Here is a 23,698-nt window from a genome sequence, read left to right on the forward strand (position 1 = left end):
AGAAACCATAATACTTTAGGAGTTTAAGCATGGAAAACAAACCTGTGGAACCTTGTTCAACCGAAGAGCACAAGCCGAGTAAGGCGGAAGTCTATTTTGAAGCGGCTTTGTGGAATAGCCGTTTTGTGGTGTTGGTCGCCGTCATCGCCAGCTTGATCACCGCCTTTGGGGTCTTTTACCTGACTTCGGTGGACATCTTCTATACGATTTCGCATCTGACCCATTACCACGAGTTGGACGACGCTGGACGCGCTATGCTAAAAGCGCAAACGGTCGCGCATGTGGTCGGGTCGGTCGACGGCTTCTTGTTGGGCGCAATCCTGTTGATTTTCTCTTTGGGTCTGTACGAACTCTTTATTTCCAAAATCGACATTGCCGGCACCAAACACGGAGCCAGCAATATTTTGTTTATCAACTCGCTGGATGACTTGAAAGACCGTTTGGCCAAAGTGATTGTGCTGATTCTGATCGTAATGTTTTTCGAACAGGCCATTTTCCTCAAGCCGACCGAGCCGCTGGAGTTGTTGTATTACTCCTTGGCAATCATGCTGGTGGCTCTGGCTTTGTACCTTTCTCATAAAGCCTACCACTAACCGGCTCGATTGACCGAGTTTCTATAAGCCCCTTGAATGGGGCTTTTTTAATGCCTGTCGAATAAGACATTGTTGTTCACCAATTATATCGTTTTCGGGTTGTAAATATTCGATGCTAAAGGGAGCGCTTAAACCCAAAATGTTTTATCCATTAAACTTTATGTACAATCTGCTGTACATGTAGGATAATGGCATTTTAATTCAATATTAGGGGTACCCTAATGCAAGTCGTAAGCTATACCGATGCTAGGAACAGTTTAAAAACCGTTTTAGATTCCGTTGTTGAAAATGCCGATTTCACCATTATCACGCGCAGAGATGCCGAAAACGCCGTTGTCATGTCCCAAGATTACTTTGATAGTTTGATGGAGACGGTACACTTACTGAAATCCCCAGCTAATGCTGCCCACCTGAAGGAATCGATTGAACAGTACCGTTCAGGAAAAATGATTCAAAAAGGGCTCATTGATGATTGAGCTACTGGCTTGGACTGAGAAAGCTTGGATTGATTATGAGTATTGGCAAACACAAGATAAAAAGACTTTGAAGCGGATAAATAAACTCATTCGAGACATTATGCGTTCTCCATCTGAGGGAATAGGCAAGCCTGAACCGCTCAAAGAAAACCTTTCTGGGCTTTGGTCAAGGCGTATTGATGAAACTAATCGGTTGGTCTATGCGATAGATAGCAGTCAAATAACCATTATCTCTTGCCGCTATCATTATTAGAATTAGCTGGTTTAATCCAGAATTGATTGGATTTCATGCATTAACTTTGGGAGCACGCCGCTGTTTTTCTCAAAGGCTTGCTGCGCTTTCTTTCCTTGCGAAATTTGTTTTTCTGGATTGTTTGCAAAGTCGATTAAGGTGTCTGCAGGCGTATTGCTATTTTCGACAACGTTCAGGGCATCATCCTGAATGAAGGTCTGCCCCTTTTTTAAACGATTTCTAAGGCACCGATAAGCGGAAGCAGTCTTTGTAACACAGCGTTTAAAACGCCGCTCTCAGATTGGGTGATGAACTTCGCCTTGCGTTCTTTCCAAGACAGTGTTTGCACCAGACTTGAAGCAACCACTGATGGTTTGCCTAAGTTTTTGAGTGGAACCTCGGTTAATCCACCTCGAATGCTTGTACTGATAGGGCAACAAATTAGCAATCCAGTTTGTTGATTATAAGCTTTGCTAGACAGTACAAATGCAGGTCGATATTTGCCTATCTCTTTGCCTTTAGTTGGCTCAAAATCCAGCCAAATAATATCTTCTCTATCAGGAATGTAGTGGTCACTCATTCAGTCCACTCGCTTTCCAAAGTAACGGGTACTAAGTCGCTGTGTGCTGTATTAGGATTCAGACCAACAAGCAATTGCTCTTCGGTAAAAGGCAGTGGATTAATGCTTTGCTGTGCTTTTTTAACGGTAAACCCATCCTCTGAAATTTCTACGGTAACTGGTGTATTTTCCTCAAAATGAGGAATATCTCTCATTAAGCCTGAAACCCTAAGTCCAAGCCCATTACCCCATTTTTGTATTTTAGTGTCTATTGCAATACTCATAACAACGGCCCCTATAATGTCGGCGTACATCTTTGTTTATACATTGTATAAATGTTTAATCTGTTAAACAAGTGCTTCTACCAACTTTTGCACAAAACGGGGCAGCATTAAGATTCGTCAAAACGGTGACCACTCCCCGCCCGTCGCCTAAAGGCTATGGGCGAGGCTTCTTGTTTCAACGTCCATAACAATCAAATTAATGATTGAATTACACAGACTCCGCAAGCGAAAACGACAGTCCAGCCGCTTTAAGTTCAATCATGCCTTGCTTTAAATGGTTGATTGCCGCATTGACATCACGATGATGGCGAGTTGAACAACTCGGACATAACCATTCACGGATATTTAGTGGCATTTCATCCATCTTATGACCACAGCATGAGCAGGTTTTAGAGCCTGCAAACCACTGCGAAAGCTTGTGCAGATAATGACCTTTGGCTTTTGCCTTATATTCCAGTTTGGAAATAAAACTATTCCATGCGGCATCACCGATTGCTTTAGCAAGATGTTTATTTTTCATCATATTCGAGGATTTCAACGTCTCGACAATGACCGCTTGGTTTTCGTCAACCAGTGTGCGAGAGAGTTTATGCTGAAAATCGTTGCGAATATTTCTGAGTTTTTCGTGAGCATTTGCCAGTACTCTTCGTGCTTTTGCACGATTGGCTGACCCCTTTTTCTTGCGTGACAACTGGCGCTGTTTACGCTTTAAGTTTCGTTCTGCACTTCTCAAATGGCGAGGATTTACCTCAACGTGACCATTTGAAGCAGTGAAGAAGTCCGTTAAACCCAAGTCCAGCCCAACGGCTGTTTTGATTGTTTGGACGGGTGCGGGTAGAGCAACACCTTCTTCTATCAAGATTGAAGCGTAATATTTGCCATTGGTTGTTTTTGATAACGTAATGCTTTTGACTTGGCCTTGGATATCACGATGGATTTTTGCTGGAATCGGTTGGCATTTAGGAATCTTAATCCAATCATCACCGACTGAAACATTGGTGCAGTGGTAGCTAGATTGCTTGCCATACTTGGATTTGAACCTTGGATAACGAGACTTTAATTTTGGATTAAAGAAGTTTTGAAACGCTTTATCAAGTTGAATAACTCCTTGCTGCAATGCAATCGAGTCGTACTGCTTGAGCCATTGATATTTACGTGATTTTTTCGCTTTTGACAATAACGGCTTAATGTCCTTTAGTGGTTTTAAGCTAACACCTTTGACCTTATAGAAATGTGACTGAATCGCCAAACCTCGATTAAAAGCAAAACGTACCGCCCCAAACTGAGCATTTAAAAACTCAATCTGTTCTTTGGTTGGGTAAATTCTGACTTTCGTTGCTTTTAACATACGCTTAATTCTATCGTTCACTCATCTGCTCAAGGCCCACCTTAAGAATACCTTGAGCTCTTCTGACCGCTCGAACATATTCAATATCTATAACATCATGATTGCAATTACATACTGCATCTTTTAGTTTTTTTGCTGTTTTTTTCTTAGGGAAAATATCAAAATCACTGCTGTTTATCCTCTCTATAAATTCATTGCAAGCCCCTTGTATATTCTCTCTCGGAGATATTTTAAGGTTTGCAGAATACATATAGCTAGTCAAAGTACCCAAATCAACTCTACCGCAATGCTCGCAAGAGAAAGTAACTCCTGGATTTCCCGTTTCTGTAAAACCTTTAATTTTAAACTGATATTGCATTATTCAGTGTTCCTGCTTAATATTCTTCATCTATAAGCTATTAAAGAGGCATTGTCAAGTGAGTGTACAGGAAAATTATTAAGCGACAATTACCCTGGCCGGTCTAGCGATAATTATCTTAGAAAACATCACAGCGTGTCACATTTAGTCGTGCATTTGGTTTTTACAACAAAATATAGGAGAAAGTTGCTAGAGAGTTATATGTATCCGCAACTTGAAAATGCTTTTAAGTCATCTTGTGAAAAACTAGAGTGTGAATTAATGGAGTTTAACGGTGAATCTGACCACGTTCACTTGTTAGTTTCTTACCCACCAAAACTAGCCATTAGCGTGCTGGTAAACAATCTTAAATCGGTTTCTTCTCGAATGGTACGGCATTTTAACCCACACCTATCTCGCCAAAGCCAATCATCTGCATTATGGTCAAGATCGTACTTTGCGAGTTCAGCAGGTGGCGCAACGATTGAAACTTTGCGTAAATATGTGGAAAATCAGGCTACGCCTGATTAGCCCTTTCATCCCCACCCGCATTAGGCGAGGGTTTTCGGGCAGTTTTGCTAAATTCCAACCTCAGTTTGCAAATAGCCATTTAAATTACAGGATTGTTTTGTCCTTCTTCAAAATCACGATTGTCAATGGTCTCGATTTTACCCGCCACAATTTTAAGGATTTTGTCGCAATAGGTGAGCAGTCGCTCGTCGTGAGTGACCATGATAATCGCGACTTTTTGACTTTTGGCAATATCCCTAAGCAATTTGACCACGCTGTGTGCGCGTTCAATATCCAGTGCCGCAGTCGGCTCATCGGCTAGTATAATTTCTGGATGGGTCGCTAAGGCACGCGCAATCGCGACGCGTTGATTCTGTCCGCCCGATAAATCGCTGGGCATGGCATGTAATTTCTCTTCCAGTCCAAGATAGGTCAAAAATTCCGAACTGATTTGAGTGGCTTGCTCTTCACTCTGCTTATTGGTGAGGGGTAAAAGGCTGACATTTTCAAGTACGTTGAGAAAAGGGATGAGATAGTGTGCCTGAAAAATAAATCCAATTTTTTCTCTGCGTAAAGCGCGTGTGTCTGCTTTGCTCCAGTTATTGTCGTAGACCAGGGTATCGCCTAGCCAGATTTTACCTGAGCTGGGCTCCAGAACGCAGCCAATCATCATTAACAGGGTGCTTTTCCCGGCACCACTGGGTGCAATTAAGGCGGCCAGCTCTCCTTTTTCAACTTCAAAGCTGGCTCCTTTGATGACGCTAACGGCGTTGTCGCCCTCGCCAAACTGTTTCATTAGGTTTTCAACGCGTATCCCACTGTGCTTCATATTACCCTCCAATGGCGGCGGCTGGATCGGCTTTCATGACTTTGTAAACGCCAAACAATGACGCGAGAAAGGAGGCAAACAAAATGACAAAAAACAGCGCAATCGAATCGGGCCACAACAGCACCACGCGCTTGGGAAATTGAATATAGATTAAGTGGGCAAAGACATTGCCAAAAACAAAGGCGATGCTGCCCAGCATTAAGGTCTCCTGCATAATCATTTGCACGACCATGCGGTTGGGAATGCCGATCAGTTTCATAATGGAAATTTCCTTCATTTTTTCCAGCGTCATGGTGTAGATGATCAGGCCAATAATGATGCCGCTGACCAATACTAAAATGGCGGTGAACAGCCCGATTTGTTTAGAGGAACGTTCAATGAGATTTTTACTTAAAATGGTGGTTTGTTGCTCGTGTGTGTAGGTGGTGAGGTGTTTCCATTCATTCATGTGAGCGCCGACTTTTTCCGGCAGATACCCCGGCCTGACCTTGGCCACCACGGTATTAACCAGTTGCGTGGCTTGCGTAGGTTGGCCGCGCGCGCGATCATTGCGAATTCTGGGGTTGGAGTATGAAAACTGCACATTTTGTGCGTCTTTTAAACTGATGTAGACCAATGGGTCTCCACCGGATGAAACGGTGCCTTCGGTCACGCCGACCACCGTATAGGTATCTCGACCCAGAGATAGGCGCTCTCCTAATTGAAAGCCCGTTTTGTCGGTCACCACCATTTCAAAGTGTTGTGCTTGCAGTACACGCCCGGCTTTAAGGCGATGAGGCGGTATGATTTGAAAGTCACCAAGCGGATCAACCCCTACGGCCAACACCCGGATGGCTTGATTTTGTCGGTTGAATAACTGTATGTTCTGAAAGGTCAAGGCCGCGGTTTGAGCGATGCCATCAAAACTTTTAAGCGTATCTTGTAAATCTTGGTGCAGGCGTGAAGACTCGGCAAAGGGCCCTAATGTATGTTGTTGAACCACCCATAAATCCGCCTGAATATCGCTTAAAAGGATGCGGGCATCATCGACCATGCCGCGATAAACCCCAATCATAATTAACACAATTCCCAGTAACATGCCCACGCCCATGGCCGTGACAATGAATTTGCTCAGGGTGTGGCGTATGTCTTTATTGGCTAAATTGATCATTGTAAGGCCCTTGCCCCTTCGAATAAGGGCTTTTTGTCCTTATGGGGCACAATAACCCGGGTGTTGAGATCCAGGTCAGCCTGAAAAGCGAAGTGCGTGGGGTTGCTGGCCAAGACGTCAATCGGCATAAAGTGCGCACGACCCGCTTGATTTAACCAAAGTCCATGTTGGGTTTTGTAGATGCTCAGTGCGGCGTTTGGCAGGTTGAGCGTTTGCTCTAAGGTGTGAGTATGAATTTTTATTTGCGCTTGTTCGTACAAAAACGGTTCAGGCAAGGGGGGATTAAACCCTAGATAAACGACGCGCTCAAGTGTGACGGGATCACTTTGGGCATCAATACGTTTCACGTAGCCGTTAAAGGTATGTTCGGGCTGAGAGCGCAAGCGTATTTCAGCCGGCTGGTTTGGGGCCAATTGCCCGCTGACGCGTTCATCGATATACGCTTTAACCCATAAGGAATCGGGTTGAATCATTTTAAAAACCGGCTGCCCCGGCATCGGACTTTCACCCACTTCGGCCATACGTTCGATAATAATGCCGTCAACCGGGGCATAGAGCTTAAGATTATCGAGTTTAGCCTGAATCACATCACGGCTTTTCTCGATGCGATTGAGTTCGGCACGAATCAATTTAAGACGGGTTTTTGAAGATTCCAAAGCAATATTCGCTTGTAATTTATTGGATTCAGATTCGTCAAATTGGGCTTGTGAAATGGCTTGTTTTTGCAGCATTATTTTGTTTCGGTCATACAGCAATTTGGACAGATTGTAACGTTCCTGATTGAGCTGTATGTCTTGTTGGGTCGCTTGTATTTCTAGTTGGGTTTTTTCTAGAAAGGCCTGTGTCTCTTCAAGCGTGGCCATCAGTTCGGATGCATCCAGTTGCGCCAAGAGCGCGCCGGCTTTGACCCTGTCTCCGTGGTCTGCATGGAGTTCGGTCATGCGACCGCTTACCGGAAACCCCAGATCATAAATAAGCTGGGCATCCAGCTCGCCAATGCCTTGAATCCATACATCAAATGTCCCGCTCTGTGGCGACACACTCTGGTATGTAGATTTGGGTTGATAGATATAGGTGTAAAAGGCTGCAGATCCAATGAGTACAATACCCAGTACGGCCCCCCAACGGATAAAAGATCTTTTCATAACGACTCCTTATAAATCGTCAAAACATTATTCGAGATGCCCATTAGAGAGCTTAGCACGGGTCGTGTTTCAGTTTATCTCACATGGTCTGATTTAGTCGCGTTCCAATCGGTAAGTTGCGTGGCATTGAATGCACAGCGTTTGCAACTTTGCCAAACGATTTAATATTTCATTAGCGTCGCCTAATGTTGCGGCTTCGTTGGCGATTTCTTCAAATTCCTGATGGACTTGCGGACCCCATGCCTTGAATTCCTGCGGCAGCTTGGCGCTGAGTTCAGCCGACATGCCCCTGAGTTGTTTGAGGCCTACTTCACGCGCAGCGGTTTCAACCTTGTCTATGTCCTCATCTAGCGTGCCTTGAAGAATAGCCTGACTGGCAACAAGAAATTGGCGCATTTCTTCAAGTACCGTATTGCGTTCCGTCTCGCTCAACCAGATTGTCGTGCGCTTGTCTTCAGCTTGCACGTTGGAAACCCACAATCCTGTCAGTAATGAATAGATTAGAAAAAATCCGATATAAGTGTTGTGTCTCATGGTAGAGCCTCTTTAAGTTTGATTGTATGTAGAAGGGGAAAGTAATAATGCCGATTCAATGATACGAATCAGTTCGGCAATGGTTTCATCGAGGTTTGGATCTAGCTTGGCCTGAGAGGGGATAGCCAGTCGCATCGGTTCACTGCTGATAAAAAAGCACAGGGTTCCAATCACCATGAACTGAATGGTTAAAGGGTCTGTCCTTTTGAAGAGGTTTTGTTCGTAACCACTTTTCAGGATGACTTTGAGTGCAAACAGCAGACGTTGCATCTGTTCCCGGGCGGAAACTGGCATGTGGATACCGCCAGATGCAAGCTCACGCATCAAGACGGCAGGCATGGCCGGTGTGTGGCTCGCAGTGCGTGCGAACATATCAATAAAAGTGTGCAACTTCTGTTGAGGGGTTTCCCTTTGAGCGACCGCAGATAAAATTGGGTCTGCAACGCGTTTGAACAAATCGGTCAAGGCGGTGTCATAGAGTGTGGCTTTGTCTCCAAAGTGGTAGTAAATGCTGGCCTTGTTAACACCACTGCGTTCACATAGCTCATCCATTATGGTGCCGTCAAAACCTTTTTCGGCAAACATCTGTGTCGCCACCTTGAGAATGTGTTGCGCGGTTTTATTGGGTTTTTTCACTCTCACTCGCGTTGCGATGGTCTCAGGTGATAGGCGGGTTGGTGGCATGGCGTTTCCAAAAATAGATAAATTTGACTAAATAGTTTAACTAATTAGTTAAAATAATCAATGGTCCTGTATACAATTTGGAGTAATCAATGCTCGGAATCAGTCGATGACGAGAGTGCAAAGGAGTCAATCATGTATTTTTTTGAGCGTGCGTTTCGTTCTTTCTTTTTAGGGGGCGCATTGTTTTCAGTGGTGGCCATGTTAACGTGGTGGCAGGCGTATCCGGCTTCCAGTGTCTTTGCTGGTGTAAGCGGTGTCTATTGGCATGCTCATGAGATGGTGTTTGGCTATGCCCTTGCAACGGTCAGTGGTTTTCTTCTCACGGCAGTGATGAACTGGTCGGGTCAGAATTCCGCCTCCGGTTGGAAGCTAGCCTGCCTGTTCTTTCTATGGCTAGGCGCGCGTATTGCATTTTTAGCCGATTTTCCCTTGGTGTGGGTTATGGGGCTCGACATGGCATTTACGTTTGGCTTGTTTGTTCATTTCTTTTGGCCGGTTTGGCGTAGGCGTTTGTGGAATCAGGCTGGGTTAGCCGCAAAGTTTTTACTGATCATTGTGGCTAACGCACTGTTTTATGGCGGTGCTACAGGCCTGTTGGAAAACGGTGAGCAAAACGGTATTTTATTGGGTCTGTTTTTAGTTTTGGCCATTAATCTCACCATGATGCGCCGCCTGATGCCTTTTTTTACCGAAAAGGCGTTACAACTTCGGCCGTTCAAGCAATCTAAGTGGATCGATAGCATTGCACTGGGCGGCTTTTTGTTGCTGATGGTGTTGGCAGTATGGTGGCCGCACAGTTTCCTGATGGCTCTGACCGGTTTGATTCTGGCGGGGGTGCACGGATGGCGTTGGTGGAGCTGGTATCATCCGCGAATTTGGAGCGTGGTGCTCATCTGGCCGCTGTATCTTTCGTATGCATTTATGATTATGGGGATGGCGCTGTACGGTTTGGTTGGGCTGGGCTGGATACCCGCCACGGTGGCAATTCATGCATTGGCCGCTGGTGGCATTGGATTGTTGTGTTCTGCCATCTTGGCGCGTATTGCCTTGGGGCATACCAATCGAAATGTTTTTGAACCGCCCCAAATCGCCGGTTTTGGCGTGGGTTGGGTATTTGCATTGTTGGCTATAAATGGCACAGTGCGGGTTTTTATGCCATGGCTGGACCCTGCAAATTATGTATTTTGGATTGGGGTCAGTCAGTGGGGCTGGGCGCTGGCTTTTATGGGGTTGTTGACGCTTTACGGCAGGATTCTATTGACTCCAGGCCCCAAGCGTAGTCACGGAGTGTTGCTGTAGTACGGATTCAACTACTTATAGTAGGTTTGGATTCGAGTACTGCGTGGATTTCATGCATTAACTTTGGGAGCACGCCGCTGTTTTTCTCAAAGGCTTGCTGCGCTTTCTTTCCTTGCAAAATTTGTTTTTCTGGATAGTTTGCAAAGTCGATTAAGGTGTCTGCAAGCGCCTGACTGTCTTTGACAATGTTCAGCGCATCATCCTGAATGAAGGTCTGGAACAACGCATCTAGATTGGCATAGTATGAACCGGAAATCACCGGTTTTCCAAGAGCGGCCGGTTCAAGGATATTGTGTCCGCCAAACGGCACCAGGCTGCCGCCGATGAAGGCGATGTGGCTGGCGGCAAACCACTGCATCAGTTCGCCGACGCTGTCGGCCAGATAAACTTGAGTGGTTTCGGTGATCTTTTGGTCAAGGCTGCGTTGTGCAAAATTCAAGCCGCTGTGTGCCAGCAGCTCGGCCACGTCACCGAAACGGTCGGCATGTCTGGGAACCAGAATCAGCAAAGCGTTGGGGTGCGTTTTCAAAAGCTGTTTATGCGCTTGCAACAGCAGACTTTCTTCACTGGCTTCGACTTGATTGGGCTGGTGCGGATGGGCGTGAGTACTGGCTCCCACCCAGGTGAAACGTTCTTCAAGCTGGTTGGTTTTTTTCCATTCGTGAGCTTTTTCAAACAGGCCTGCCGAAATTTCCAAATCGAATTTTAAATTCCCCAGCGTTTTGACCTTTTCGGGCCGGGCACCCAGTTTGATAAAGTGCTGCGCATCCACTTCGAATTGTGCGGCAATGAATTGGGTTTGATTCAGAGCCGTTTCGAGCATTTTTCCGCCCCATTTCTGGTAAGCATCAAAAGATTGCTCCTTAAGGCGTGCGTTGGCCAGAATAATTGGGATTTTGCGCTTTGAGCAGGCCTGGTAGAGATTGGGCCAGATTTCGGTTTCGATCATGATCACTAGTTTGGGTCTGATCTGATCCAGAAAACGATTTACCGCAAAGGGGAAGTCGTACGGAATCATTTGATGCTGAATCTCCACCGGGGCAAACTCCAGCGCCTGGATTGCGCCTTGAGTCGAACCATTGGTGACGGTGATCGGCAGGTTTGGATATTGCTGTTTGAGTGCGCTTAGCATCGGGAAAATCGAACGGGTTTCACCGACCGAGACGGCGTGGATCCAGATGCCGCCGGTTCGGTAGGGTTGCGGGTTGCGACCGAAACGCGAGGCGAAACAGTGTGGAATGGCCGGCAAGTCAGGATGGCTTTGTTGCTGTTTCTGGTGTTTTTTGCAGCGCTTCCAGCCAGAATAGGCAATCAGCGGAAGGACCAGAAAGGTCAAGGTGCGGTAAAGGCCAAGTCGCATATCTGCTCGCCGCCGGATGTCTTAGCGGTTCAAATCGTAGATTTGAATGACACCGACGATCTTCCCCGCTTCCTCAACCAGCAAGGAGGTGATTTTGTGCTGATTCATCAGCTCTTCGGCTTCATTGAGACGCGCTTCGCTGGAGATGGTCTTGGGAGTGGTGCCCATCAAATCGGCCGCGGTTTTGTTCATAAAACCTTGTGTGTCCTGTTCCATGTGACGGCGCAGGTCGCCATCGGTGATGATGCCGCGCCCGGCGTCCACGATGCACAGCCCAAGACGCCCTTCGTTCATGGTGTGGATCACTTCCGATACCGATGCGTCGGCTTTGACCATCGGCAAATTGCTTGAGGTCATTTCGTGTTTGACGCGCACCAATAATTTGCGTCCCAAGCTGCCGCCGGGATGAAAACGCGCAAAATCATGCGGCTGGAAGTCACGCGCTTCCATTAAGGCCACCGCCAAAGCGTCGCCCATCACCAGGGTGGCCGTGGTTGAAGAGGTGGGAGCCAGTTGGTGAGGGCAGGCTTCCTGCGGCACAGCAATGTTCAAGTGAAAATCGGCGTTTTTGGCTAACGTTGACTGCGGGCGTCCGGTCATAGAGATGACGACATTGCCATTATCCTTCAGAAACGGCAGTAAACGGATGACCTCCTCGGTTTCGCCTGAGTTGGATAAAGCCAGAAACACATCGTCCGGCGCGACCATGCCCAAGTCTCCATGGAAGGCTTCCCCGGGATGCATGAAGAAGCAGGGGGTACCGGTGCTGGCGAAGGTCGCCATGATTTTCTTGCCGATCAGCCCGGATTTGCCCATGCCGCAGATGACCACACGGCCTTGGGTCTTGAGGATGGCCTCTACGCTGCCGTTGAAGTCTTCGTCCAACAAGGTTTTGAGGTGTTGGATGGCTTGCGCTTCAATGTCAAAAACACGTTTGGCGATGGTTTGATAATCTGTAGACATGTGGATTCCGTTCAGTCAATCGTTGTTATTTATTATGTGAGTCTGGTTGTTAAAAGCGATAACCCAAGTGGAGGTTGTGCAAATCGGTTCCAGGATTAGGCATCTCAATACCGGCATTGGAAATATGCAGATAACGGTAGCCTATTTCAAAATCCTTGTTTTTCATGCCCAAGCCGAAGACGTCACCGAATTGAAACTGGGTCGATTTGAATTCGTTTTCGATGGTGGGGTCATCCAACCACAACAGGCCGGCACCGGTTTCCATATAAAGATCAAATTTTGAAAACTTGTAGCTGTACTGAAACAGCGGGGTGATGCCGAGAATATAGCCTTGCTCATTATCCGGGTTAGCGCGGGTCGAATTCCAGTGGTTGGCGTTGAATTCCCAGCGACCGGCGATCTCGAAGTTTGGGGATTCATAGAATTTTTCTTTCCAATCGGCACCCAGGGCGACGCGGAGGTGTTGGATGGTGTTGTCGGAACCCTGGTCAAAACTCACCGTCAATTTGTCGGTGTCGATGCCCGGTGAAAGCGAACACGGCGCTTTGCCTTGGTAGCAGGCCATGCCGAATGAGAGCAGCGAGCCGGCAATCGCCAGCGTCATCGGGTCGTTATTGGACTTGCCCGCCATCGCGTTTTGAGGGGCGAGCCAACTGAGGCAAACGGTACTCAGTAACGCGAATTGAGCGAACCGTGAAGAAAACTGTTTTTTCCAACTGTGCATTAAAGGGTTTCCTGCTAAACTAATCAATGGGCACCTCGAATAACCCCTGATTCGATTCTGCGGAACTTAAAGGCTACTAACTCTAGGCGTGAATCGCCGTCCTTAGCATTCTAAGGTCAAGATGCACAACAACGAGAAAGTGGCCTTTAAGCTCCGCAGAATCAAACAGGGGGTATTCGAGGTGCCCGATATATTCTAATCGATTTAAACCATTTTATGGGTAATTTAAGGCCCAATAAAAAACGTGGTTTAAAAGCGAATTCGAAGCCTTTTGATTCTACTGATAATGAACCTTTCTATTTGATTTATGCACGATTTTTCACACTCTAAAATACTGGTGGTCGGCGATGTGATGCTCGACCAATACTGGACGGGCCGAGCCGGTCGCATTTCGCCGGAAGCTCCGGTTCCGGTGGTCAAGGTGGCCGACGAAGAGGTGCGTGCCGGTGGGGCCGCCAACGTCGCTTTGAACATAGCCGCACTGGGTGCTAAGGCGCATCTGTTGGGTGTGGTCGGTGAAGATGAATATGCCCGCCAGCTGGAGACATTGCTGAGTGAGTCCGGGGTGAGTTCGGATTGGGCGTATTCATCCAGCGGCACCATCTGCAAATTGCGGGTGTTGAGTCACCATCAACAGCTGATTCGCATGGACTTCGAAAACCCGGTGCCGGCGGAACCGGCGCGGGTGCTGGCGGACAAGGTGGCCCAGCAGGTGGCGGATTATGATGTGTTGGTGATTTCGGATTACGCCAAAGGGGCGTTGCAATGTGTTGAGCCGATGATAGCGTCGGCCAAACAGGCCGGCGTGCCGGTGTTCATCGACCCGAAAGGTACGGATTTTTCACCTTACCGCGGTGCGACTTTGATCAAACCCAATCAGGGTGAGTTTGAGGCCATCGTCGGGGCCTGTGGTCAAACCGAAGCCTTGGTCGAGAAGGCCGAAGAGGCTTTGAATGAACTGGATCTGCAGGCGCTGTTGGTGACCCGCAGCGAACACGGCATGGCGTTGGTGACAAAAACCGAAAAGCCGTATCTGTTGAAATCCCAAGCGCAGGAAGTGTTTGATGTCACCGGGGCGGGTGATACCGTAATGGCGGCGCTGGCCACCGGGTTTGCCAGTGGCATGAGCCTGCAGAATGCGGTGCATTTGGCCAATCAGGCGGCCAGCATCGTGGTGCGCAAGGTCGGAACGTCTACGGTTTCCAAAGCCGAGTTGGATGAGGCTATCAAGGCGTCGATGCGTCATCAGGGCTATGTGGCCATGAATGAGGACGAATTGTTGGAGTTGGTTGAACTGGCGCAGAACAATGGTGAGCGAGTGGTCATCACCAACGGCTGTTTCGATCTGTTGCACAGCGGTCATGTGCGCTATTTGAATGAGGCGGCCAAGCTTGGCGAACGCCTGATTGTGGCGGTCAATTCAGACGAATCGGTACAGATGCTCAAAGGGCCGAGCCGTCCGATTGTGCCGCTTGAAGGGCGTATGGAGTTGTTGTCCGCCTTGAGTTGTGTGGATTGGGTGGTACCCTTTAATGAGCAGACACCGGAACGCCTGATCTGCAAGCTCAAGCCGGACGTATTGGTGAAAGGCGGTGATTATCGACCGGAAGAGATTGCAGGTTCGCAGTGTGTTTGGCAGAATGGAGGGGCGGTTGAGGTCTTATCCTTCTGGCAGGGCTATTCCACCACCAATATTGTTGAACGTATCCATGAAGCGGAACGTCAAGAAAGTTTAGATGAGTAGCCCATTGAAAGAACAGCAGCTGGCCAATAAAACCGTGAACATCGATTTCGAGCACGCCTTGAAGGAACATCAACAAGCCATCGAATCGGTGATGGCTCAGGCAGACAGTATCCGCGCAGTCACCGAGCATATTGTGCAGGCGATCGAGTCCGGCGGAAAGGTCATCTGGTTGGGTAACGGCGGGAGTGCCGCCGATGCGCAGCATATGGCGGCGGAATTGATGGTGCGTTATGTCAAAAACCGTCGTCCAATCGCCTCCATCGCCCTGACCACCGACAGTTCGATCCTGACCGCGCACAGCAACGACTATGAGTTTGCTTCGGTGTTTGCCCGTCAGATTGAAGGTCTGGCCGGGGCGCAGGACGTGGTGATTGCGATGTCCACCTCCGGCAATAGCGAGAATGTGGTGCAGGCCTTGCAGGCCGCCAAAGAAAAAGGTTGTTTCTGTGTGGCGATGACCGGACGTAGCCGCAATCGCGCCGCTGAGTTGGCTGATGTCTGTTTTCAGGTGGATACATTGGAGACGGCGCGGGCGCAAGAGGCGCACAGTGTCATCAGTCATTTGATATGTGAAGGATTGGATTCGGTTTATGCGACAGAATAACCATTGTTGGCTCTTTTGGCCTGAATTTCGGCAGCATAAGGCCATCGCCTATGAATGTCCTTCGCGTTTAAATATTATCGGGCAAGAGGGCATTTAAATGTTATTTCTGGCGGGGGATATCGGGGGAACCAAAGCACTGCTTCAACTGATTGAATTCGAGCCAGACTCTTCTGCAAGGCAAACACTTGCCCAGCAACGTTACCTCTGTGAGCAGTTCGATTCTCTGCAATCGATTATCCAGCATTTTCTTCACTCTTTCTTTTCTGAAACCGATTCGGTTTCCAATCCCATCGATTCCGCCTGTTTTGGTTTGCCTGGTCCGGTCAGCGGATCCCGGGTTCGTTTGACCAATCTTCCATGGGTGGTCGATGCCGGTGAAATTGAACAGGCCTGTTCAATTAACCAAGTTTTTTTCATTAACGATTTTCACGGTGCCGCTTTGGGAGTGGAAGCGCTTTCAAAATCACAACTCGACACCTTGTATAAACCAGAGGGCGGTCAAGAACTGGAGTTCAAATTCGACAGGCCTGTGCTTGAGGGAAATTTTCTGGTGATTGGCGCGGGAACCGGACTGGGTGTGGCTCCGGTTTTTTTCGATGGAACCCATTCGATTCCGGTGGCGCATGAGGGCGGGCATTTTGACTTTGCCCCCATCTCGGAAACCCAGCAGTGTCTGCTCAATTGGCTATGGCAGGAATACGAACACGTCTCTTATGAGCGGGTTTTGTCCGGGCCCGGCCTGGAGACACTCTATCAATTCTTTCTCAATTTCGATTACCCGACCAGTTACGTCAGGGATGCTTCACAAAAGCTTAAAAAAAGTCGAATTAAAAGCCCGCAAAATGATCAATTAGGTTTGTTTATTGCTGAAGACCTGGGTAGGAATGAGAATCAAGGTTCGGTTAGTGCCTCAGAAATCCATAGCAGAGCCGAAGCGGGAGAGCCTGCGGCCGTCAAGGCGATGACCGAGTTCGTCACCATTTACGGGGCGTTTGTTGGTGCAGTCGCACTGCTTTGGAATGCGCCACAGGGGGTGTTTCTCGCCGGTGGGGTGGCCAGCAAGATCGAGGCGTGGATGCGTTTGCCTTATTTTCGTGAAGCCTATTTGGAAAAAGGGCGCATGAAATCGATTGTGGCAAGCCGTCCCGTATATCTGGTGGCCGATGAAACGCTCGGACTGCAAGGAGCGATGCAATATAACTTAAACCAAAGTCAAAGCCTGTGACCCAGCCTCTGATTGAGATTGGGTCGTTGGCCGACGAAGAATGAATACCTGATAAATTCCGTGGAATGCAAGAGGATAACTGCATGAAGTATTATTGTGAAACCAAGTCGGCAACCGATCTAACCCGTAAGACTCTGGCCCTGGTGTTGGCCGGGGGAGAAGGCAGTCGCCTCAAAGACCTGACGCGCTGGCGGGCTAAGCCCGCGGTGCCGTTTGGTGGTAAGTATCGTATTGTCGATTTTGTGTTGTCCAATTGCGTCAATTCCGGTATCCGCAAGATCGGCGTGCTCACCCAGTACAAATCCCACTCCTTGATTCGCCATATTCAACGTGCCTGGAGTTTTATGCGTTACGAAGTGGGTGAGTTTGTCGAACTGCTCCCGGCTCAGCAACGTGTGGATAAAGATTGGTACAAAGGCACCGCCGATGCGCTTTATCAGAATCTGGACATCATGCGCCGCCATACGCCGGAGTATGTGTTGGTGTTGGGCGGTGATCATATCTATTCGATGGATTACAGCAAAATGCTGGTGGATCATGCCAATTCGGGCGCAGATGTGACCATCGGCTGCATTGAAGTGCCGCGCATGGAGGCCACCGGTTTCGGAGTCATGTCGGTGGATGAGAATATGAGAATCACCCAATTCGCCGAAAAGCCCGCCAATCCCGATGCGATGCCCGGCAAGCCGGATATCGCTTTGGCGTCGATGGGTATCTACATCTTTTCTACCGAGTTCCTCTATCAGAAGCTGATTGAAGACAGCGATGACCCGAATTCCTCGCGCGATTTCGGCAAGGACATTATTCCTTCCATCATCGAGGAGTGGAACGCGCGTGCCTTCCCATTTGTGGACGAAGAAGAGAAGCCGCTTTACTGGCGTGATGTGGGTACCATCGAATCCTTCTGGAAAGCCAACCTGGATTTGTGCTCGATTGAGCCGGAATTGAACCTTTACGACCGCGACTGGCCGATCTGGACCTACCAGGCGCAGATGCCGCCGGCCAAATTCACCTTCGATGACGAAGGGCGTCGTGGTGAAGCCATCGATTCCATGGTGGCGGGTGGCTGTATTATTTCCGGCGCACGCATCAAACGTTCGGTCATTTCCAGTGGAGGTCGAGTGCACAGTTATTCTCATATCAAGGATTCGGTCTTGTTGCCTCGCGTTGAAGTCGGGCGCAACTGTCGAATCCAGAATGCCGTCATCGACAAGGGCACCCTGATTCCAGCGGGTACCGTCATCGGTGAAGATCCGGAAGAAGACGCCAAACGTTTTTATGTGGAGGAAAGCTCCGGAATCGTGTTGGTGACACCGGATATGCTCGGACAGAAGCTGCATACGGTCCGTTAAGGAACCTCTGCCAGAATCCAATCTGATTCGTGCAGAGGTTCCTGAATTTAAATCAACAGGTCAAACGGTAGGCAAAATGAAAAACAAAAAAATCAAAGTCGTCTTATGCTGGCACATGCATCAACCCCACTATCGCGATGGGTTGGATGGTGCCTATCGTTTGCCGTGGGTTTATCTGCATGCCATCAAAGACTATACCGACATGGTGTGGCATCTGGAGAATTGTCCGGACGCAAGAGTGGTGGTCAATTTCGCACCGGTGCTGCTGGAACAGTTGAGCGATTACCACCTGCAAATGCAGGCCTGGCTGGAAAAGGGCGAGTCGATGCAGGATCCGTTATTGAATCTGGCCGCCGGCATTACCCCTATTCCGGATGACCTTGCTGAACGTGAGCGTCTGATCGCCGTGTGTCAACGTGCCTACGCACCGACTATGATCAACGTGTTACCGCATTTTCGTGAGCTCATCGACCTGGTGAACTGCAACAGCGCTCCGGAGGGCATTGACCCGACCTGTTTAGGCTATTTGAATCCGCAGTTCTTCACCGACCTTCTGGTGTGGTATCACCTGGCGTGGATGGGCATCAGCCTGCGTCATGAAGATCCGCGAGTCAATCAATTGATGGCCAAGAAACGCCATTTCGATAGTGCCGATCAGCGTGTTCTGGTCGAGATTATGGCCGACGCGGTCGGCTCGATTGTGCCGCGTTATCGTAAATTGATGGAACGCGGCCAGATCGAAATTTCCATGACGCCCTACGGCCATCCGATTGTGCCCTTAATGATCGATTTCGCCAGCATGCGCGATGCTTTGCCGGATGCACCTAAGCCAAAATCACCCGGTTATCCGGATGGCTATGAACGTGCCAAATGGCATATGGAGCATGGCTTCAAGGTCTATGAAGAACATTTCGGTACGCGTCCCAACGGGGTTTGGCTGTCCGAAGGAGCGGTGAGCAGTGCTGCGGTCGGTCTATTGGATGAATACGGCATTAAATGGACGGCATCCGGCGAAGGCGTGTGGCGTCACTCCTGCGAGGCTTCTCATCTTGATCAGCATGATTTGCACAGCAAAAGAGCGCTCTATCAGCCGTTGCAGCACGCTTCGCAAGACTGTTCCTTGTTTTTCCGTGATGACGGCTTGTCCGATTTGATCGGTTTTCAATATAAAGACTGGCACCCAGAGGATGCCGCCAACGATTTCGTGCAACACATGGAAAACATCGCCAACTTCCTGGGTGAAGAGGTGGAAGAGCATGTGGTCAGCGTGATTTTGGACGGTGAAAACGCCTGGGAGTATTACTCGGACAATGCACATCACTTTCTGTCGACTTTGTACTGCAAATTGTCCGAAAGTGAGCGTGTGCAAATGACCACCTTTGCCGATGCGCTGGAGCAGGGTGCGAAGGTGCGCCATCTGCCGATTCTCAAGGCAGGCAGTTGGGTGTACGGTTCCTTTTCCACCTGGATTGGTGAAAAGGACAAAAACCTGGCATGGGATCTGTTGGTGGAAGCCAAACGCTGTTTTGACGAGGTGGTTTCTAGCGGACGCTTGAGTCCGTCGGAGTTGGAGCAGGTCACCGAACAGTTGGCGATTTGCGAAGGTTCCGACTGGTTCTGGTGGTTTGGCGACTACAACCCGTCGGATTCGGTGCAGGATTTCGACAAGCTCTATCGACGCCATTTGACCAAGCTGTATCAGATGCTTGGCGAGGCCGTACCGGACATTTTGCAGACACCGATTTCACAGGGTGGTGGCGATATGGAGAATTCGGGGACGATGCGCCGAAACTGACGGGTGTTTAGGCTTTCAAGTTTTTTTATGCGGTTTTCAGATGAGGTACGATTGTGAATACAAGACAAGCCGGTGTGCTGTTGCATCCCACCTCTTTGCCGAATGAGTCGGGACAACCCGGACAACTCAATGAACAGGCCTGGCGATTTCTGGAATGGATGGAATCGGCAGGGTTGAGCATCTGGCAGATGTTGCCTTTGACCGAACCGCACGAAGACGGTTCGCCCTACCAGGCTGTATCCGCTTTTGCATTGAATCCGGCGCTTTTGCCGGATGGCTGGTTGGACGAATTAGATGAACAGGGTTTTGCCGATTTTCTGAATCATCCACCTCACTGGCTGGAGGATTATGCCTTGTTTATGGCGATTCGCAGGGTGCATCATCTGGCCTCCTGGAGAGACTGGCCGCATGCACTCAAGTCACGTGAAAGCGACGCCTTGAAGGAATTTGCGCAAGACCACCATGCGGCGATACAGCTTTTGAAAAAACAGCAGTATGCTTTGCAGGCAAGATGGCGTAAGCTGAAAGAAAGTGCCAACCGCAAAGGCATTCAGTTGTTTGGCGACATGCCGATTTTTGTGGCCTATGACAGTGCAGACGTGTGGGCCAATCCGCAGTTGTTTAAGCTGGACGAAAATCTGAATCCTACCGTGGTGACCGGTGTGCCGCCCGATTATTTTTCGGAAACCGGCCAGCGCTGGGGCAATCCGCATTACCATTGGCAGGCCATGCGGGTCGACCAGTTCAGTTGGTGGCGACAGCGGGTGGCGGCGGCTTTAGCCGATTTTGATCTGGTACGCATCGATCATTTCAGAGGTCTGCAAGCCGCTTGGGAGATCGACGCCAATGAAGAGACCGCGATTCATGGCCGATGGGTGGAAACTCCGGGGCAGGAATTGCTGGACGCCTTGCAGGCGGATTTCCCGGATTTGCCTTTGGTGGCCGAAGATTTAGGCATCATCACCGACGAGGTGGTGGCACTCAAGAACCGTTATGGCCTGCCTGGAATGTCGGTGTTGCAGTTTGGCTTCAATGGCTTGCCGGATAATCCACATGCTTTGAACGAGCAGGTCGAGAATTCGGTGGTTTACACCGGCACCCACGATAACGACACCAGTTTGGGGTGGTTCGAGAGTTTGGACGAAGGGGCCAGGCAGTGGGTCATGGAACAACTGGCTCCCATTACCTTCGATAAACTCGCGGCGGCTGATCTGCCGCATCAAATGCCCTGGCCATTGATTGCCGGTGCCTTGGATTCGGTTGCCAGGCGGGCGGTGGTGCCGATGCAGGACTGGTTGATGCTGGACGGTGAACATCGCATGAATGTCCCCGGTGTGGCCGGTGGCAATTGGACCTGGCAGTTCGATTGGGCGAATCTTCCCCTTGAGCTGGACACCAAAATACAGGCTTTGTTGGCGCAGACCGGGCGATTGGCGAACTCGCAGTGTGAGTGAATTTTTCAACCGTCCTTATCAGGCCGCTCATGCCTTCGTCTTTAAGTGAGCTTTAACAGAATTAATTGGATAGAAAACAATATGCAGAACACTTCATCGCTCATCCACACGCTGTTTGCAGAAGACATCAAACGTCTGCAGACGGGGTCTCATCACGATCCGTTTGGCATTTTAGGCTGTCATCGATTGGATGCCGTCGCGGTGGCGGGATTGTCGCAAAATGGGGAATCCTTGTCTCCGGCGATTTCAGATTCTGAAAATGGGCAGGCCTGGTGTGTTCGGGTGTGGTTGCCTTCTGCTGAAACGGCGAGTCTGTTGATTCAAGATGATGTGCCGATTGAATTGCACAGGGTTGAAGGCAGCGATCTGTTTGTGACCCTCCTAACGGAAGCACAAAAACAGCTATTGCCGCAACATTATGCGTTGCGTTGGATTGAAGCCGACGGTTCGCAGCATCAGACGGTTTCACCTTACACCTTCCTTCCGCAGCTTGGGGAACTCGACCTGCATCTGTTTGCCGAAGGGCGTCACTGGCATCTCTATGAGGTATTGGGGGCTCATCCGGTCACGGTTGATGGGATTGCGGGTGTGCGTTTTGCAGTGTGGGCCCCGTCGGCCGAACGTGTCTCGGTGGTGGGCGACTTCAACGGTTGGCACGGCTTGCGCCATCCGATGCGGGTTTTGGGCGGGTCCGGCGTGTGGGAGCTGTTTGTTCCGGGATTGCGTTCTGGGGACATTTATAAATTCGAAATCCGCAGTCGCCAAACCGGGCTCAGTTTCACCAAAACCGACCCTTATGCGCAATCCATGGAATATCGTCCGGCCACCGGTTGTATCGTTTACGATTCCAAACACCAGTGGAATGACCAGGCCTGGCAGGAATACCTGTCCGAATTTGACTGGCAGAAGTCGCCCATCAATATTTATGAGGTGCATCTGGGCTCCTGGCAGAAGACCGATGACGGCGGGTTTCTGAACTATCGTGACATCGCGCATCGTCTGGTCGAATACGTGCAGTGGATGGGCTACACGCACATAGAGCTCTTGCCGGTCTCCGAACATCCTCTCGACCAGTCCTGGGGCTATCAGGCCAGCGGTTATTTCGCGCCCACCAGCCGTTTCGGCTCACCCGACGACTTCCGTTATTTTGTGGATTACTGCCATCAGCATAATATCGGCGTGTTTCTGGACTGGGTGCCGGCGCACTTTCCCAAAGACGAATTCGCACTCGGGCGTTATGACGGCACCGCGCTCTATGAACACGAAGACCCACGCAGAGGGGAGCATCAGGACTGGGGAACCTACATCTTCAATTTCGGCCGCAACGAAGTGCGCAACTTTCTGATCAGCAATGCGCTCTATTGGCTCAAGGAGTTGCACATCGATGGCCTGCGGGTGGATGCGGTCGCCTCGATGCTTTATCTGGACTATTCGCGTGAAGCAGGCGAGTGGTTGCCCAACAAACATGGCGGCCGTGAAAATCTGGAAGCCATCGAGTTCTTGCGCGCCTTGAACGAAGAAGTGCACTCGCAATGTCCGGGTGCGGTGGTGATGGCGGAAGAATCGACCTCCTGGCCGATGGTGTCGCGTCCGACCTGGATGGGCGGATTGGGCTTCTCCATGAAGTGGAACATGGGGTGGATGAACGACACCTTGGATTATTTCGAAAAGGAACCGATCTATCGCCCTTACCACCATAATCAGCTGACTTTCAGTCAGATGTACGCCTATTCGGAAAATTTCGTTTTGCCGCTGTCGCATGACGAGGTGGTGCACCTGAAAGGCTCGCTCATCGGTAAAATGCCGGGTGACGACTGGCAAAAAGCCGCCAATCTGCGTTTGTTGCTGGCCTATCAAAGCCTGCACCCAGGTAAGAAATTGCTGTTCATGGGCTGTGAGTTTGCGCAGTGGGACGAGTGGAACGACGCACAATCGCTGGATTGGCATCTGTGTGATGTACCTTTGAACCGTGGGGTGCAGTTGTTGGCCAAAGAGCTCAATCACCTCTACAAAAACCATCCGGCTTTATATGCGCGCGATTTCGACAGCGAAGGATTCGAATGGATTGATTGCCATGACTACCAGCAGTCGATATTGAGTTTCATCCGTCATTCCGATCAGGAGAAACTGGTGTGCGTGTTTAATTTCACGCCGGTACCAAGGGAAAACTACCGGATTGGCTTGCCTGTAGCCGGCAGTTATCAGGAACTCATTAATTCCGATGCCGAGATATATGGAGGCAGTAATGTCGGCAATGCCGGCATGGTGTTCACCCAGGATATTCCGTGGATGAACCAGCCATGCTCCGCCGAAGTCACCTTGCCGCCTTTGTCGGTGTTGGTGTTGGGGATGAGGTAAAAACGGATTTTAAAACGTCGTGCACAAAGTCTGTCATCCTGACCGAAGTGGAGGGATCTCAAACAGGGTTATTGCTGTCACCCTGAGCGAAGTCGAAGGGTCTCAAACCTATGTGCACAGTCTTGGGAGATGCTTCGGC

Annotated in this window: 23 protein-coding genes and 1 pseudogene; 12 read left to right on the plus strand and 12 right to left on the minus strand. The window is 49.5% G+C overall.

The genetic code is table 11. The annotated features are described in order from the left end of the window. Window positions 1-29 precede the first annotated feature (29 nt). The 3 genes from B076_RS0102845 (at window position 30) to B076_RS0102855 (ending at window position 1,322) form a co-directional block, all read left to right on the plus strand. Window positions 30-593 carry a YqhA family protein gene (locus B076_RS0102845; protein ID WP_084205692.1) on the plus strand — a complete coding sequence of 188 codons (564 nt, stop codon included), beginning with the start codon at window positions 30-32 and terminating at the stop codon, window positions 591-593. Between the two features lie 221 nt (window positions 594-814). Beyond that, window positions 815-1,069, plus strand: coding sequence for a type II toxin-antitoxin system Phd/YefM family antitoxin (locus tag B076_RS0102850; protein WP_028485971.1), 255 nt, complete (start codon window positions 815-817; stop codon window positions 1,067-1,069). Further along, window positions 1,062-1,322: a Txe/YoeB family addiction module toxin gene (locus B076_RS0102855; RefSeq protein ID WP_028485972.1), complete on the plus strand. Its 261-nt coding sequence runs from the start codon at window positions 1,062-1,064 to the stop codon at window positions 1,320-1,322. Before B076_RS0102850 ends, B076_RS0102855 begins: the two co-directional genes overlap by 8 nt. Window positions 1,323-1,530: 208 nt before the next feature. Here B076_RS0102855 and B076_RS0102860 read toward each other — a convergent pair whose 3' ends face one another. The 4 genes from B076_RS0102860 to B076_RS0102875 all read right to left on the minus strand — a co-directional run bounded on the left by B076_RS0102860 (window position 1,531) and on the right by B076_RS0102875 (window position 3,850). Beyond that, window positions 1,531-1,881, minus strand: coding sequence for a type II toxin-antitoxin system PemK/MazF family toxin (locus tag B076_RS0102860; RefSeq protein WP_028485973.1), 351 nt, complete (start codon window positions 1,879-1,881; stop codon window positions 1,531-1,533). Continuing rightward, entirely contained in the window at window positions 1,878-2,144 is a 267-nt protein-coding gene (locus B076_RS0102865) for an AbrB/MazE/SpoVT family DNA-binding domain-containing protein (protein WP_028485974.1), read from the minus strand. Before B076_RS0102865 ends, B076_RS0102860 begins: the two co-directional genes overlap by 4 nt. Before the next feature lie 208 nt (window positions 2,145-2,352). Next, entirely contained in the window at window positions 2,353-3,492 is a 1,140-nt protein-coding gene (locus tag B076_RS0102870) for an RNA-guided endonuclease TnpB family protein (protein WP_028485975.1), read from the minus strand. 10 nt (window positions 3,493-3,502) lie between these two features. Further along, window positions 3,503-3,850, minus strand: coding sequence for a hypothetical protein (locus tag B076_RS0102875; RefSeq protein ID WP_028485976.1), 348 nt, complete (start codon window positions 3,848-3,850; stop codon window positions 3,503-3,505). Window positions 3,851-3,964: 114 nt separating this feature from the next. On the opposite strand from B076_RS0102875, the pseudogene tnpA reads away from it, so the two are divergent. Then, window positions 3,965-4,360, plus strand: a pseudogene (gene tnpA / locus B076_RS13140) (IS200/IS605 family transposase); the annotation flags it as partial. 79 nt (window positions 4,361-4,439) lie between these two features. Here tnpA and B076_RS11960 read toward each other — a convergent pair. The 5 genes from B076_RS11960 to B076_RS0102900 all read right to left on the minus strand — a co-directional run bounded on the left by B076_RS11960 (window position 4,440) and on the right by B076_RS0102900 (window position 8,681). Continuing rightward, the gene (locus B076_RS11960) at window positions 4,440-5,168 is read right to left on the minus strand and encodes an ABC transporter ATP-binding protein (protein ID WP_051347141.1); all 729 of its coding nucleotides are present in this window, start codon (window positions 5,166-5,168) and stop codon (window positions 4,440-4,442) included. 1 nt (window position 5,169) lies between these two features. Beyond that, window positions 5,170-6,318: an ABC transporter permease gene (locus B076_RS0102885; RefSeq protein ID WP_028485977.1), complete on the minus strand. Its 1,149-nt coding sequence runs from the start codon at window positions 6,316-6,318 to the stop codon at window positions 5,170-5,172. After that, the gene (locus tag B076_RS0102890) at window positions 6,315-7,463 is read right to left on the minus strand and encodes an efflux RND transporter periplasmic adaptor subunit (protein ID WP_028485978.1); all 1,149 of its coding nucleotides are present in this window, start codon (window positions 7,461-7,463) and stop codon (window positions 6,315-6,317) included. Before B076_RS0102890 ends, B076_RS0102885 begins: the two co-directional genes overlap by 4 nt. Before the next feature lie 93 nt (window positions 7,464-7,556). After that, the gene (locus B076_RS11965; protein ID WP_038150371.1) at window positions 7,557-7,997 is read right to left on the minus strand and encodes a cytochrome c; all 441 of its coding nucleotides are present in this window, start codon (window positions 7,995-7,997) and stop codon (window positions 7,557-7,559) included. Between the two features lie 12 nt (window positions 7,998-8,009). After that, window positions 8,010-8,681: a TetR/AcrR family transcriptional regulator gene (locus tag B076_RS0102900; RefSeq protein WP_028485979.1), complete on the minus strand. Its 672-nt coding sequence runs from the start codon at window positions 8,679-8,681 to the stop codon at window positions 8,010-8,012. Between the two features lie 132 nt (window positions 8,682-8,813). On the opposite strand from B076_RS0102900, the gene B076_RS0102905 reads away from it, so the two are divergent. Further along, the gene (locus B076_RS0102905; RefSeq protein ID WP_038150372.1) at window positions 8,814-9,980 is read left to right on the plus strand and encodes an NnrS family protein; all 1,167 of its coding nucleotides are present in this window, start codon (window positions 8,814-8,816) and stop codon (window positions 9,978-9,980) included. Between the two features lie 7 nt (window positions 9,981-9,987). Here B076_RS0102905 and B076_RS0102910 read toward each other — a convergent pair whose 3' ends face one another. The 3 genes from B076_RS0102910 to B076_RS0102920 are packed head-to-tail and all read right to left on the minus strand — an operon-like array spanning window position 9,988 to window position 13,027. Then, entirely contained in the window at window positions 9,988-11,340 is a 1,353-nt protein-coding gene (locus B076_RS0102910; protein ID WP_028485981.1) for a 3-deoxy-D-manno-octulosonic acid transferase, read from the minus strand. Between the two features lie 21 nt (window positions 11,341-11,361). Then, on the minus strand, window positions 11,362-12,303 hold the full coding sequence (locus tag B076_RS0102915; RefSeq protein ID WP_028485982.1) for a KpsF/GutQ family sugar-phosphate isomerase: 942 nt from the start codon (window positions 12,301-12,303) through the stop codon (window positions 11,362-11,364). A gap of 49 nt (window positions 12,304-12,352) precedes the next feature. Then, a complete protein-coding gene (locus tag B076_RS0102920; protein ID WP_028485983.1) occupies window positions 12,353-13,027 on the minus strand; it encodes an acyloxyacyl hydrolase in 675 nt (224 codons plus the stop codon). Between the two features lie 307 nt (window positions 13,028-13,334). Here B076_RS0102920 and hldE point away from each other — a divergent pair, with 307 nt between their 5' ends. The 7 genes from hldE to glgB all read left to right on the plus strand — a co-directional run bounded on the left by hldE (window position 13,335) and on the right by glgB (window position 23,559). After that, window positions 13,335-14,771, plus strand: coding sequence for a bifunctional D-glycero-beta-D-manno-heptose-7-phosphate kinase/D-glycero-beta-D-manno-heptose 1-phosphate adenylyltransferase HldE (gene hldE / locus B076_RS0102925; RefSeq protein ID WP_028485984.1), 1,437 nt, complete (start codon window positions 13,335-13,337; stop codon window positions 14,769-14,771). Further along, window positions 14,764-15,375: a D-sedoheptulose-7-phosphate isomerase gene (locus B076_RS0102930; protein ID WP_051347142.1), complete on the plus strand. Its 612-nt coding sequence runs from the start codon at window positions 14,764-14,766 to the stop codon at window positions 15,373-15,375. The genes hldE and B076_RS0102930 overlap by 8 nt, the downstream gene beginning before the upstream one ends. A 97-nt stretch (window positions 15,376-15,472) precedes the next feature. Next, the gene (locus tag B076_RS0102935; protein WP_028485986.1) at window positions 15,473-16,600 is read left to right on the plus strand and encodes a glucokinase; all 1,128 of its coding nucleotides are present in this window, start codon (window positions 15,473-15,475) and stop codon (window positions 16,598-16,600) included. Between the two features lie 83 nt (window positions 16,601-16,683). Next, window positions 16,684-17,952, plus strand: a complete 1,269-nt coding sequence (glgC, locus tag B076_RS0102940; protein ID WP_028485987.1) for a glucose-1-phosphate adenylyltransferase — start codon at window positions 16,684-16,686, stop codon at window positions 17,950-17,952. 76 nt (window positions 17,953-18,028) lie between these two features. Next, the gene (locus B076_RS0102945; protein ID WP_028485988.1) at window positions 18,029-19,747 is read left to right on the plus strand and encodes a glycoside hydrolase family 57 protein; all 1,719 of its coding nucleotides are present in this window, start codon (window positions 18,029-18,031) and stop codon (window positions 19,745-19,747) included. 53 nt (window positions 19,748-19,800) lie between these two features. Continuing rightward, window positions 19,801-21,201 carry a 4-alpha-glucanotransferase gene (malQ, locus tag B076_RS0102950; protein WP_028485989.1) on the plus strand — a complete coding sequence of 467 codons (1,401 nt, stop codon included), beginning with the start codon at window positions 19,801-19,803 and terminating at the stop codon, window positions 21,199-21,201. Between the two features lie 81 nt (window positions 21,202-21,282). Next, window positions 21,283-23,559: a 1,4-alpha-glucan branching protein GlgB gene (glgB, locus tag B076_RS0102955; protein ID WP_051347143.1), complete on the plus strand. Its 2,277-nt coding sequence runs from the start codon at window positions 21,283-21,285 to the stop codon at window positions 23,557-23,559. Window positions 23,560-23,698 lie beyond the last annotated feature (139 nt).

The organism is Thiomicrorhabdus chilensis DSM 12352, assembly GCF_000483485.1.
GTDB classification, from domain to species: Bacteria; Pseudomonadota; Gammaproteobacteria; order Thiomicrospirales; family Thiomicrospiraceae; genus Thiomicrorhabdus; species Thiomicrorhabdus chilensis.